Origin of the sequence: Lacisediminihabitans sp. H27-G8 (assembly GCF_046156175.1) — a bacterium.
Classification (GTDB): Bacteria; Actinomycetota; Actinomycetes; order Actinomycetales; family Microbacteriaceae; genus Lacisediminihabitans.
Map to the genome: position 1 here is coordinate 344,444 of NZ_JAYLVL010000002.1, position 12,894 is coordinate 357,337.

General features: G+C 68.6%; 10 protein-coding genes. 8 read left to right on the top strand and 2 right to left on the bottom strand.

Annotated elements, in window-relative coordinates:
• Positions 1-74: 74 nt before the first annotated feature.
• The 6 genes from VLI63_RS06470 to VLI63_RS06495 are packed head-to-tail and all read left to right on the top strand — an operon-like array spanning position 75 to position 6,591.
• Positions 75-1,121 (top strand): glycosyl transferase, encoded by a 1,047-nt coding sequence (locus VLI63_RS06470; RefSeq protein WP_409156046.1) that lies wholly within the window; start codon positions 75-77, stop codon positions 1,119-1,121.
• Positions 1,118-2,062 (top strand): glycosyltransferase family 2 protein, encoded by a 945-nt coding sequence (locus tag VLI63_RS06475; RefSeq protein WP_409156047.1) that lies wholly within the window; start codon positions 1,118-1,120, stop codon positions 2,060-2,062. The genes VLI63_RS06470 and VLI63_RS06475 overlap by 4 nt, the downstream gene beginning before the upstream one ends.
• Positions 2,055-2,777: a polysaccharide deacetylase family protein gene (locus VLI63_RS06480; RefSeq protein WP_409156048.1), complete on the top strand. Its 723-nt coding sequence runs from the start codon at positions 2,055-2,057 to the stop codon at positions 2,775-2,777. Before VLI63_RS06475 ends, VLI63_RS06480 begins: the two co-directional genes overlap by 8 nt.
• A 19-nt stretch (positions 2,778-2,796) precedes the next feature.
• Entirely contained in the window at positions 2,797-3,876 is a 1,080-nt protein-coding gene (locus VLI63_RS06485; protein WP_409156049.1) for a polysaccharide pyruvyl transferase family protein, read from the top strand.
• Positions 3,873-5,108 (top strand): Coenzyme F420 hydrogenase/dehydrogenase, beta subunit C-terminal domain, encoded by a 1,236-nt coding sequence (locus VLI63_RS06490; protein ID WP_409156050.1) that lies wholly within the window; start codon positions 3,873-3,875, stop codon positions 5,106-5,108. Before VLI63_RS06485 ends, VLI63_RS06490 begins: the two co-directional genes overlap by 4 nt.
• On the top strand, positions 5,101-6,591 hold the full coding sequence (locus VLI63_RS06495) for a lipopolysaccharide biosynthesis protein (protein WP_409156051.1): 1,491 nt from the start codon (positions 5,101-5,103) through the stop codon (positions 6,589-6,591). The genes VLI63_RS06490 and VLI63_RS06495 overlap by 8 nt, the downstream gene beginning before the upstream one ends.
• Before the next feature lie 33 nt (positions 6,592-6,624).
• Here VLI63_RS06495 and VLI63_RS06500 read toward each other — a convergent pair whose 3' ends face one another.
• Entirely contained in the window at positions 6,625-9,234 is a 2,610-nt protein-coding gene (locus tag VLI63_RS06500) for a nitrous oxide reductase family maturation protein NosD (protein ID WP_409156052.1), read from the bottom strand.
• A gap of 229 nt (positions 9,235-9,463) precedes the next feature.
• Here VLI63_RS06500 and VLI63_RS06505 point away from each other — a divergent pair, with 229 nt between their 5' ends.
• Together VLI63_RS06505 and VLI63_RS06510 are read left to right on the top strand one after the other, a co-directional pair.
• A complete protein-coding gene (locus VLI63_RS06505; protein ID WP_409156053.1) occupies positions 9,464-9,916 on the top strand; it encodes an adenylyltransferase/cytidyltransferase family protein in 453 nt (150 codons plus the stop codon).
• 72 nt (positions 9,917-9,988) lie between these two features.
• Complete coding sequence (locus VLI63_RS06510; protein WP_409156054.1) at positions 9,989-10,336, top strand: LysR family transcriptional regulator; 348 nt, start codon at positions 9,989-9,991, stop codon at positions 10,334-10,336.
• A 598-nt stretch (positions 10,337-10,934) separates the two neighbouring features.
• Here VLI63_RS06510 and recQ read toward each other — a convergent pair.
• Entirely contained in the window at positions 10,935-12,872 is a 1,938-nt protein-coding gene (gene recQ, locus VLI63_RS06515) for a DNA helicase RecQ (RefSeq protein WP_409156055.1), read from the bottom strand.
• Positions 12,873-12,894 lie beyond the last annotated feature (22 nt).

Sequence of the window (12,894 nt, forward strand, 5' to 3'; positions counted from 1 at the left end):
CGTAACGGTACACAGACCGGCACCGACAGCGGCCTGTGCATCACCCCCTCGATCCCCGTAGAGAGGAGTGCTCCGTGACCTCGGCGCGGTCTGCACGCCCTCCGCACGCCCACACGCTCGTGGTGCTCCAGTCCTTCCCGTCGCCCCGGCCCACGACCAACCCGTACCTGGTCATGCTCGCGGATGCGCTGCGCCAGTCCCCCGGTGTCTCGGTGCTGAACTTCGACTGGAAGACCGCGCTCACCGGACGCTACGACCTCTACCACTCGCATTGGCCCGAGATCCTGGCCCGGGGCAGCTCCCCGGCGAAGTCGCTCGCCCGGCAGGCACTCACGGTGCTGTTCTATCTCCGCCTGCGGGCGACCCGCACGCCCGTCGTGCGCACGATGCACAACGTCGAACGGCCCGACGGCCTCACTCGTCGCGAGGTAATCCTCCTCGACTGGTTCGACCGGTTGACGACTCTCCGCATCCGCCTCAACGAATCAACCACGGTCGAGGCGGGGCAGCCTGTGGAGACCATCCCACACGGGCACTACCGGGAGTGGTACCGCGACCGCGACCGGAGCTCCGTCGTGCCCGGCCAGTTCGGGTACGTGGGACTCATCCGCCGCTACAAGGGCGTCGAGAGCCTGATCGGCGCGTTCCGCCAGCTGGATGACCGCGCGCTGTCGCTGAGGGTGGGGGGCAAGCCGTCCACCGTGGATCTCGCGGAGTCCGTGGAGGGCCTGGCCCGCGGCGACGAGCGGATCGCGCTCCACCTCCAGTTCCTCTCCGACCAGGAGCTGGTGGATGTCGTCACCTCGTCTGAAATGGTGGTGCTGCCCTATCTCTTCATGCACAATTCGGGCGGCACCCTCGCGGCACTATCCCTCGATCGTCCCGTCATCGTTCCGGACAACGCCGTCAATGTCGACCTGGCAGCGGAGGTCGGCGAAGGATGGGTGCATCGGTACTCGGGTGAGCTCACGGGCGAGGTGCTCGGTTCCGCCCTCGCGGCGGCGAGAACCCGACCCTCGAGCGCGCATCCCGACCTGTCCGCCCGCGACTGGACTGACGCCGGCCGAGCGCATGTCGCGGCGTATCGGCGTGCCGCCGTCCTGGCAAGCGAGGGCAGATGACGACGCCGACCACCCTCACCGTGGTCATCCTCACCTACCGCCGTCCGCAGGAGCTCGCGCGGGCGCTGCCCGACATCCTCGAGCAGGTGGTCCGCACGAACGACTCGCCGGATGGCCCCGACTGCCGCGTTCTCGTGGTGGACAACGACGCGAACGGCGGGGCCCGATTCGTGGTCGATGAGCTGGGGTCGGAGCTGGTGGACTATGTGGTCGAACCGGAGCCGGGTATCGCGGCCGCCCGAAACCGCGGCCTTGACGAGTGCCACGGGCGAGACCTGCTGGTCTATATCGATGACGACGAGAGCCCCCGCGACGCGTGGCTGTCGTCTCTCATCGAGACCTGGCGCGCGTTCCCCGCAACGGCAGTGATGGGGCGCGTCGTCTCCGTCTTCGACGAGGCCCCGGACCCCTGGGTCGAAGCCGGACAGTTCTTTCGTCGGCCGAACATGCCGAGCGGAACCGAGGTGGAGGTGGCGGCGACCGGAAACCTCCTGCTCGACCTCAACCGGCTCCGCGTCCATCGCGTGCGTTTCGACAATCGCTTCGGCCTCACCGGAGGGGAGGACACCCTCTTCAGCCGCCAACTCGTCGAGGCCGGCGGACGAATCGTCTGGTGCAACGAGTCCGAAGCGACCGACTTCGTGCCCGCCTCCCGGGCCTCCCGTTCCTGGGTACTGCGGAGGGCGCGGCGCAGCTCGAACACGCGCACGACCATCGACCTGTACGTGGCCAAGACCGGCGCGGAGCGACTGGCTGTGCGCGCGCGGGCCCTGGTCGGCGGACCCGTGCGGATCGCCACCGGCACGCTGCGATTCGCGGCCGGCCTCGCCATCCGCTCCTTGCATCATCAGGCGCGCGGGCTTCGGCTCGCAAACCGGGGCATCGGCATGATCGCCGCGGCCACCGGCACCGTGTACGAGGAGTATCGGCGCCATGACTGACCTCAGGCGCTCGGCGAAATCGTTCGTGCGCGCCCACTCCGCCGTTATCGGGTCCGTGCTCGCGGTGCGCACGACCGAACCGCACATCGTGCTGACCTACGACGACGGCCCGCAGCCCGGTGGTACCGACCGGGTGCTCGCCGCCCTCGACGAACTCGGTGCGACGGCCACCTTCTTCGTGCTCGTCGGGCGGGCCCGCCGCCATCAAGCGCTGCTGTCGCAGGTGGTCGCCGCCGGCCATGAGATCGCACTTCACGGTGTCGACCACCGGGCCCTCACCGACTTCACCCCCGCGGAGGTGACCGCGCGGACGGCGCGCGGCAGAGCGGAACTCGAGGACCTCGCCGGGGTCGAGGTGCGCTGGATGCGGCCGCCCTACGGTCGCCAGACCTTCGCGACCTGGCGCGCGATCCGCCGAACGGGGCTCGAGCCCGTGCTTTGGGGGCCGACGCTGCTGGATTCACGGGAAGCGTCCACCGAAGAACGTCTCGGTCGGGCACTGCGCGACGCGAAGGCGGGCTCGATCCTGCTCGCGCACGACGGCTTCGCCGACGCCTCGGACGGCGTCGACGACGGGCCGGAGCCGATCCTCGATCGCGGGGACCTCAGCCGGCTCGCCCTAGGTGCCTACCGGCGTCAGGGGCTGGTCGGGCGCTCGCTCGCCGACGCCCTGGTCGCTGGCACCCCCCTCCGCGGCGCCTGGTTCGGGCGCTGACATGACAGCGAAGGCAGACGTGAAACGAATCCTCATCCTCTGGGCCGATGACGCCTCCCCCAACCTCGGCGTGCGGGTGCTCGGACGCGGTACCGCCGCGCTCGCCCTCCGGGTCTGGCCCGACGCCGAGATCGTCTTCCAGAACTACGGACACCGGGCACCGGAGCTGCCCTTCGGCAGGCTCCGCTCCCTGGTGAAGGAGCGCGTCACGGGACGACTCGGCATGCAGCGCTGGCTGGCCGGATTCGACCTCGCCATCGACACCCGGTCCGGCGACAGCTTCGCCGACATCTACGGACTGCAGCGCCTCGCGGTGATGGGTGCCGTCGCGGAGCTCGTGGCGCAGGCGGGCGTTCCGCTCGCGCTCGGCCCACAGACGATCGGCCCGTTCACCACCCGGAGAGGACGGATGCTCGCGCGCGCGTCACTCCGCCGCAGTCGGGTGATCATGGCGCGGGACCGGCAGAGCGCGGACTATTCCGCCGGGCTCGGCCATCCCGTCGACGTCGTCACGACCGACGTGGTCTTCGCGCTCCCCCGGCCCGCTCCCGGACCGACCCGGGACGTGATCCTCAACATCTCCGGACTCCTCTGGAACCCCAACCCGCATGTCGACTTCCGGGAGTATCGCAACACCCTCGCGCGGCTCCACGACGCGCTGGTCGCGGACGGGAGGACGGTGACCCTCCTCGCGCACGTATTGGAGGCGGACAACGCGGACAACGACGTGCCCGCCATTCGCGAGTTCGCCCTCGCCCACGCGCCGGGCGCCGAGGTGCTCATCCCCGCCGGGCTCGACGACGTGCGCACGGCCGTGGGTGGGGCATCCGTGGTGATCGCGTCCCGCATGCACGCGTGCCTCAACGCTCTCTCGGTCGGAACCCCGGCCGTGCCGCTCGCCTATTCGCGCAAGTTCGAGCCTCTGCTCGCGGGCCTCGGCTGGAACCACACCGTCGACCTCCGGTCGGACCCGGATCCGGTGGCATCTGTGCTCACGGCGCTGGCTGATCCCGCCCTCGCCTCCGACGTCGACGGGGTCGTCCGGCGGGCGCATGCGACGTTGCTGCTCGCCGAAGAGTCCCTCCGGAAGATGGCGTGACCGCCGGGTCGCGGCTCGACGCCGCCATAAAGCGGGTGGTGGATGCCGGCAACTGCTCGGGATGCGGGGGCTGTGCGCAACTGGACTCCGGCATCCGCCTGCAACTCGACGGCGACGGGTTCTCGCGACCCGAGAGAGTCGGAGAGTCCGACGCCGCGGCGGACTCGGTCTCCCGGTTCCGCTCGAGCTGCCCCGGGCTCACCGTGCGGGCAGAGAAGCCCCGCGGCTCCCGCCGCCACCCCACGATGGGTTCCTATGTCGCCGCCTACGAGGCCTGGGCAACAGACGAGGCCGTGCGGTTCGCGGGTAGCAGCGGTGGGACCCTCACCGCCCTCGCCGGTTGGCTACTCGAGACCGGCGAATCCTCCCGGATGATCGGTGCGGCCGCCGACACCGACGCGCCCCGCCGCACGGTCGCCGTCCAGATCACCACGAGGGAGGACGCCCTCCGCCTCGCCGGATCGCGCTATGCCCCCGTCTCGACCGCCGCGGGTGCGGGGGCGCTCGACGCCTCGACCGTCTTCGTCGGAAAGCCATGTGAGGCCAGCGCGGTGCGGGCGCTCCTCCGGTCGTCGCCCGCCACCCCGGACTCCCCGGCGCCCATCCTGCTGTCCTTCTTCTGCGCCGGGACACCGAGCCAGCACGCCACCGATCGCCTGGTCGAATCACTCGGAGTGCCCTCGGCCGAGCCCGTAGAGAGTCTCTGGTACCGCGGACGCGGCTGGCCCGGACGGTTCACGGTCACACGCGGCGACGGATCGACGGCATCCGCGAGCTACGAAGACTCCTGGGGATCGACCCTCGGCCCCGCCACACAGTGGCGTTGCAAGATCTGCGCGGATGGGGTGGGCGAGAGCGCCGACGTGACGGCGGCAGACTTTTGGCGGCCGGACTCGCGGGGGTATCCCGATTTCGCCGAGGGAGCCGGGGTGAGCGCGCTGATCGCGCGGTCGCTCAGGGGACAGGATCTGATCGCGCGCGCCGTCTCCGCTGGCGTGATCGTCGCCCGTCCCATCGACATCGACGATCTCGCCGGCATGCAACCCCTCCAGCGCGACCGGCGGACGACGCTCCTCGGCCGACTACTGGGAGCGATCGCCTCCGGTGCCCGGGTGCCCCACTACCGCGGGTTCGGCCTCCTGTCGCTCGGCCTCGGCCGTCCGCGGGAGTCCATCCGGGCCGGGCGTGGGACCCTGAGACGGCTGCGCGCTCGACGGAGGAAAGATGTCTGAGGTCGACTCGATCGAAGAGCCCGGGCTCGGACGGAGGGCGGCGCGCGGAGCCGCGGTGACGCTCGGCGCCCAGGGCGCCAAGGTGGTGATCCAGGTGGCGAGCGTCGTGGTGCTCGCCCGCCTGCTCGATCCCCACGACTACGGTCTGATCGCGATGGTCGTCGCGGTGATCGGCATCGGCGAGCTCCTCCGCGACTTCGGCCTCTCCTCCGCGGCCATCCAGGCCCCGACGCTCTCGATCCACCAGCGGGACAACCTGTTCTGGATCAACACCGGCATCGGCGTGGTGCTCGGAGTCCTGGTCTACTTCATCGGCGCCCCGCTGCTCGCAGGCCTGTATTCGCAGCCCGACCTCATCCCGATCGCCCATGCCCTCTCGCTCATCTTCGTGATCAACGGACTCACCACCCAGTACCGTGCAGACCTGGTGCGACGCCTCAAGTTCTCCCGCCTCGCCCTGGCGGATGTGCTCGGCCCGGCCATCGCACTCGCGCTCGCGATCGTCGCCGCGGTCCTCGGCTGGGGCTATTGGGCGCTGGTGGTCCAGCAGCTCGGCCAGGCGGTGGTGCTGCTGGTGATCATCTCGATCTCGGCCCACTGGTTGCCCGGACGGCCGCGCCGGCATGTTCCGCTCGGGGAGATGATCCGTTTCGGGGGCAACCTCGTCGCGACCCAACTTGTGGGCTACATCAGCAACAACGTGGACTCGTTCACCGTCGGCATCCGCTTCGGCGCCACCTCGCTCGGCTTCTACTCCCGAGCATTCCAGCTATTGATGACCCCGCTCAACCAGGTGCGCATCCCGCTGACCACCGTCGCGCTGCCCGTGCTCTCCCGTCTCTCCTCGGATGTGAAGAGGTTCGGGGACTACATCGCGCAGGGCCAGATCGGGCTCGGATACACACTCGTCGCGGGACTCGGCCTCGTGGTGTGTGCCGCTCACCCCATCACCGCGATCTTCCTCGGCGCGAAGTGGATCTCTGTCGCACCGATCTTGTCGCTCCTCGCGCTCGCGGGCATCTTCCAGATCCTCGCTTTCGTCGGGTACTGGGTCTACGTCTCTCGGGGGCTCACCCGCGATCTGCTCCGCTACACCCTGGTCTCCTCGGCGATTAAGGTGGCTTGCATCCTGGTGGGCTCGCAGTGGGGAGTCATCGGGGTCGCGGCGGGCTACGCGGTGGCTCCCGCTCTCTCCTGGCCCATTTCGCTCTGGTGGCTGTCGCGTCGCACCGAGCTCCCGGTGCGGCGGCTCTACGGCGGAGCGGGCCGGATCCTCGCTGCCGTCTCGTCGTCGGCTGCCGCAGCGGGCGCGACGGTCTACCTTCTGCACGCTCTGAGCCCGATCGTGCAGCTTTGTGCTGCCGCCGCCGTCATGATCGCCGTCTATGCTCTGCTGTCGCTACTCGTCCCGCCCATCAGGCGCGACCTCGCCACCGTTATCAGCCTGGTGAGGCTCATCCCGGCGCGCGGCAGGCGCGCCTGAGGAGCCCCCCATCGACGTCTCCGCGAAGGACGATCAGTAGGTCGACCACGCCCCGACAGACACGCTTCCGAAGTCACGCCCGACCAGCTTCGCGATGTTCGTGGGCAGGGGTTGGCCGATCGACGCCACGGCCGCCGTGACCGGCGCGAGCGGGGAGCGGGCATCGGACAGCGCGGGACGACCGTCGAGCACGAGGCTCTGTCGGTCCTGTCCGGTTGCCGCGGTCCAGGAGGCGATTGTCGTGTAGACCGCGGGGTTTCCGGCACCGCGCGACCAGACCACCGCCCAGGACGGCTGCGAGGCGGCGACGCGCTGGTACACGTTGCCGTTGGTCACGATGCCCATCTGGTCGGCGGACTGCTGATGACTGTAATCCTCGACGCAGAGGATGCAGTTGCCTGTGGAGTTGGCCAAGATATTGTTCTTGATCGTGACCCGGCCGGTGACCCACGTGACGGTCGGATCCGGCAGCGACTGCCGCGGGTCGTGGCCGGCTGTCGACAGGTTGCTCGCCCGGCGATCCCCCTGCACGACGTTGATGTTCCGGCTGTTGCCGGTGAGCGTGTTGTTCCAGATCTGCACCTGGTTGCTGTCTCCCACGAGTACGCCCGCGATGCCGTTGCCATCCACGACATTGCTCGCCACCGTGAAGAGGGACGACAGCTCGATGACGAGCGCATTGCCGGTGTTTCCGACGATGTCGTTGGAAACAACAGTTCCGTTATAGACCGACTCGTCGAACCAGACCGCGTTGCCGTCATTGCGCAGGAAAGCGCTCTTCACCACTGAGACGTCGCGAGACCGGGTGATCTTGAGGCCACCGGCCACCGGGGCCCGATTGAAGTGCTCGGTGTTGTTGTCGGTCGACAGCATGCCGCTGATCGAGAGCCCATCTGCGTAGTTGGCGTGAGCGCCGAGCATTCCGTTGCGTGCCACGGTGACGTTCTTCACCGTGATGTTCGACGCATCCAGCGATAGTCCGGTTGTCGCATTGTCGGTGACCGAGACGTTCTCCACCTTCACGCCCGACGCGTAGACCGCAAACGCGGCGATGTCCGGTACCGAGGGCGCGAACCGGCGGATGCCGATCCCGCGGATCACGCTGTTGTCACCGAGCACGGTGAGCGCTTTGACGGTATCGCTGGCGCGCACCTCGTGTCCCGAGGGGTCCGAGCCGAGCACCAGTTGCCCGGCGGCGGCATCCACATAGAAGCTGCCGGCCGTCACGGCCGCGCGAGATCCCACTTGGGTGAGGGCTACGCCGTCCACCCAGACCTGGTCGGGGTGCGCGGCGAGTGGGTGAGCGGCATTGACGAATGCCCACCCGTCGGCCGAACCATCCGGCGCTCCGCGGGTGTAGGTCGGGCTTGAGTCGAACGCGATATTCCATGCGGTGGACCAGGTGGAGCCGCTCGCGCTCCACTGGGACAGCGCGCGGCTTCCATCGATCCAGACGGCCTCCTGGGGGAAGGACTGGACGGTGACCGCTTTGCCGCGGGGAATGGACAGGGAGCCGCGGTAGGTTCCGGCACGCACGACGACGGTGCCCTTGTTCGGAGCCTTGTCGATGGCCGCCTGAATGTCGGCGAGCGGCGAGTCCTGGCTGCCGGATCCCGAGGCCGAGCCGGTGGCGGCGACGAAGATGGCCCCGGACGGCACCGCATAGGAGGTCGTGCCGATGGCGGCGGCGCCCACTGCTCCTCGGGCACCGGCGGCGCTCGTAGCCGGATCCGGAGTCGGCGCTGACGGCGCGGCGGGTGCGGGATCGGTGGGTGAAGTCGGAGTCGGAGCGGGGCTGGCGGACGACGTCGGCGTCGGGGTCGGCGTGGGGGTCGGTGTGACGCCGGTCCCGGTTGCCGCGACCTGCTTGAGCGCGTAAGCGGAGAGGTCGTCGAACACCACCGGCTGCGAAGCACCGCCACTGGAGATATAGGTCCACATTCCAATGGATCCGGGGGTGGCAATCCGGAATGTGGCCGAGTCTGTCGCAGTCGACTGCCAATCCGGGCGAGACGACCCGGCGACCCAGGCCCGAGACGAGAGGGCCACGGGGGACTGGCCGGTGACCTGCGCGTCCACCCACAGCTTCTGGCCGGCGACGAGGCCGCGCGCCACGATGATCTCCGGGCGCAATACGGTCTGCGTGGCCGTGGATCCGTTCACGCGGAGCAGTGCCATGGTCACTGTGCCGCTGGAACCCAAGCGGAACTGCGACTGATAGTAAGAGCCGCCCTTGGAGCGCAGTTGCACGCCGGTGTAGACGTAGCCCGATGTCGGGATCCGGGGAAAGGAGATGGAGGTGGTGACCGACGTGTCTTCGGAGCTGACGGCCCCGAGGGTCGCTGTCACCGAGGAACCGGCCCGCGGAGGAGTGACGATTCCGGAGTGACCGTCGGCCGAGAATGACGTGGCACGGGTGTAGCTGTAGGCGCCGCCGATGTCGGCATCGCCCCATCCGGCCACACTCGCTTTCGTGTGAGTGTCCGAGGCGATCGCGTGGTCATTGACGTAGGTCGTGGCCGACGCTGGTACCGCGAAGGCGGTCACACCCACCGCGGCGATGGCGACGACGAGCGCAACAGGGATGCTGAGGGAACGCGTTTTAGGACGGACCAGCAGGTGGCGCGGGGAGTGAGAAGTCACAAAATTCCAATTCGAATCCACAGGGACGAAGCCCGATCATGGGGGTATTGGGGTGTCGGCGGACTTCAACCGTAACAAATTGCTAACATTCTGTCTCCCCTCTGGCCAGATCAGATGCGAAGTTGGTTATGGCGTTCCGTGATCGAGGTCGCATAAACTGGAGTTGCGGGCTTTTACCCGACTGCCCGCGTTACGTCCCTTTCAACCCGAAAGAAGGGAGCGTGTTCTTGTGACCCTCCGCGTTGGCTATGCCGCTGGAGCATTCGACCTGTTCCATGTCGGCCACCTGAATATCCTCAAGCACGCCAAGAGCGAGTGCGACTACCTGATCGCAGGAGTCGTGTCCGACGAGATGCTGATGCTGACTAAGGGCATCCGCCCGGTGATTCCCCTCGCCGAACGCCTCGAGATCGTGCGGCACATCAGCTACGTCGACGAGGCCCGCCCCGAGGTCGTGCCCGACAAACTCGACACCTGGCGCGATGTCCACTTCGATGTCTTCTTCAAGGGCGATGATTGGCGCGGCACCCCGAAGGGCCTTCGCCTGGAGCGAGAGTTCGCCGCCGTAGGCGTGGATGTCGTGTACTTCCCGTACACCATGCACACGTCGAGCACTCAGCTGCGGCGCGCACTCGATGCGTTAACTGCGAGCGCAGACCGGGTGGGCGAGAACAAAGGCTGACTCATCGGGCGGGGTGGCATCCGCGTACCCTGAAGGCATCCGTCACGCTGGGCGGGAACCGAGGAGTTGTGCGTGAAGATCACCCATCTGCGACATTTCGTCGCGGTCGCCGAGGAGTTGCACTTCGTGCGCGCCGCCGATTCGCTGGGCATCTCGCGGGCGAAACTCGACTCGTCGATCCGCGCCCTCGAGGCACAGGTGGGTTCCGACCTCTTCGATCGTCGCCAGGAGTCGACGACCCTCACGGGCGCCGGACTGGCGTTGCTCGACCACGCCCGGATCGAACTCGCGGAATTCGACGAACGCCCGCCCGCTCCCCCGGCCCCGCCCGGAGGAAAGGCGAAGGCCTCGAAGGGCACCGGCCGCGCGCCCATCGTGAAGGGCGAACCCCGCCCGTATAAGAACCGGCAGTCGCGGTAGCGGAGTCGGCGGCGGGCTCGGGCGAGCGAAGGGGCCGGCCTGGATTTCGGCGGAGTCGACGAAGTCCGCGGAGTCGGCGGCCCGGCGGGCTCGCCTCGCGGCCGACCGCGAGCTCGCAAGCCCGCGAATTGCATCCTTTTGCGGGATGCCGCGTTCGGGAAGCCGCAAAATAGTGCAACTCGTGGCTGACGGCGCTGCGCGGCCGACAGAGGTAGCGAGCGGGCGAGCGAGCGGGCGAGCGTCCGGCCGAGCGAGAAACCGGCCGAGCGAGAAAAGGGACGTCCGGACGAGCAGGCCAGCGGGCGACCGGACAAGCAGGCGAGCGGGAGACCGGGCGACCGGGCGAGCGAGCGGGCGAGCGTCCGGCCGAGCAGGCGAGCGGGCGAGCGGGCGACCGGGAGACCGGGCGACCGGGAGACCGGGCGACCGGGCGTCCGGGTTCGGCCGGGTGCCATCCGGGCCCGCACTGCTCAGACTGGGCCGGTCAGCCCGGCGGCCGGTGCAGCCCCTCAGCAGAATCAGCCCGATGGGAGGTGCGTCCTGGGGGCTGTTCAGCCCGGCAGGCGATGTGACCCGGCTGTGGTGCCGGGCACGACGCTCAGTCCGCGAGCACCTCGAGGATCGCCTCGCCGTACTTCGCGAGTTTGTTCTCTCCGACCCCACTCATCGTGCCGAGCTCGGCGAGGGTGGTCGGGGTGCCCGTGGCGATCTCGCGCAGAGTCGCATCGTGGAAGATGACGTAGGCCGGAACCCTCTGCTCCTTCGATTCCGCGGCCCTCCACGCTCGGAGGCGCTCGAACAGCGGGGCAGCTCCGGCCGGCAGCTCGACAACCGGTCCGCGACGGGATTTTGCCGGACGAGCCGCACGCTCCGGTTCCCGGCGCAACATCACCGGACGTGCACCACCGAGCACCGAGGCACTGGCTTCCGTCACGACGAGGGTGCCGTACTCCCCCTGCACGGCGAGGAGGCCCTGGGCGAGCAGCTGGCGCACAACGCCCCTCCACTCCTGGTCGGAGAGTTCGGTTCCGATCCCGAAGGTCGACAGCGAGGCGTGATCGTTCTGGGTGATTCGGGCGGTGGTGCGGCCGAGAAGGATGTCGACGATCTGCCCGGCCCCGAACTTCTGGTTGCGCTCGCGCTGCAGTCTCACGATCGTGGAGAGCAACTTCTGCGCCGGCACGGTGCCATCCCACGACTCGGGGGGAGCAAGGCAGGTATCGCAGTTGCCGCAGGCAGTGGAGGTCTCGCCGAAGTACCCGAGCAGCTGCACGCGCCGACACTGCACGGTCTCGCACAGCGCGAGCATCGCGTCGAGGTGCAGACCGAGGCGGCGGCGGTGCTCGGCGTCGCCCTCTGAGCCGTCGATCATGCGGCGCTGCTGCATCACATCCTGCAGTCCGTACGCGAGCCAGGCGGTGGAGGGAAGTCCATCGCGACCGGCGCGACCGGTCTCCTGGTAGTAGCCCTCGACCGACTTCGGCAGGTCGAGGTGCGCAACGAAACGCACGTCGGGCTTGTCGATGCCCATGCCGAAAGCGATGGTGGCGACCATGACGATGCCGTCTTCACGCAGGAAGCGGGACTGGTTGGCGGCCCTCAGGCGCGAGTCGAGACCCGCGTGGTACGGCAGGGCCGCAATGCCGTTCTGCACCAGGAAGTCCGCGGTCTTCTCGACGGAGGCGCGGGAGAGGCAATAGACGATGCCGGCATCCCCGGGGTGTTCGCTGCGCAGCAGTTCGAGCAACTGCTGCTGCGGGGCATTCTTCGCCGCGATACGGTACTGGATGTTCGGACGGTCGAAGCTCGCGACGAAGTGGCGCGCATCGCTCAGCTGCAGCCGCTTCTGGATCTCGAGGTGGGTCTGCTCTGTCGCGGTCGCGGTGAGCGCGATGCGCGGCACACTCGGCCAGCGCTCGTGCAGCATCGAGAGCTGCAGGTAGTCGGGGCGGAAGTCGTGGCCCCACTGCGAGACACAGTGCGCTTCGTCGATGGCGAAGAGGGAGATGGATGCCCGGTCGAGCAGGTCGGCAGTCGCCGCTACGCGCAGGCGCTCCGGCGCGAGGTAGAGCAGGTCGAGCTCGCCGTTGAGGAGCGCGTGCTCCACTCCCATCCGTTGGGCCTGATCCTGGGTCGAGTTGAGGAACGCCGCGCGCACGCCGACCGCGGACAGGGCATCCACCTGGTCCTGCATGAGGGCGATGAGCGGCGAGATGACCACGCCAGTGCCCTCCCGCACGAGCGCGGGGATCTGGTAGCAGAGCGACTTGCCTCCGCCGGTGGGCATGAGCACCAGGGCGTCTCCGCCATCAACCACCTGCTGGATGATCTCGGCCTGGTCGCCACGGAAGCTGTCGTAACCGAACACCGTGTGGAGCGCGTCGCTCGCACTGGAGTACTTGGAGGACGACGGTCGAGCCGGCTCCCGGGCGATGAAGTCGCGCTCGCGATCTTCGACAGAGGGGGGCTCGTATTCGAACTCGTCGGGCGGCTCGAGGTCGTCGGGATCCCACGGGACATCCGCACTCCAGCTCACCGCACAGCCCTCATCCCAGGGC

What these genes read in the sequence shown, in the direction of transcription:
- VLI63_RS06480 (WP_409156048.1), top strand. Translation starts at nt 2,055, where the DNA reads ATGACTGACCTCAGGCGCTCGGCGAAATCGTTCGTGCGCGCCCACTCC.
- VLI63_RS06495 (WP_409156051.1), top strand. Translation starts at nt 5,101, where the DNA reads ATGTCTGAGGTCGACTCGATCGAAGAGCCCGGGCTCGGACGGAGGGCG.
- VLI63_RS06475 (WP_409156047.1), top strand. Translation starts at nt 1,118, where the DNA reads ATGACGACGCCGACCACCCTCACCGTGGTCATCCTCACCTACCGCCGT.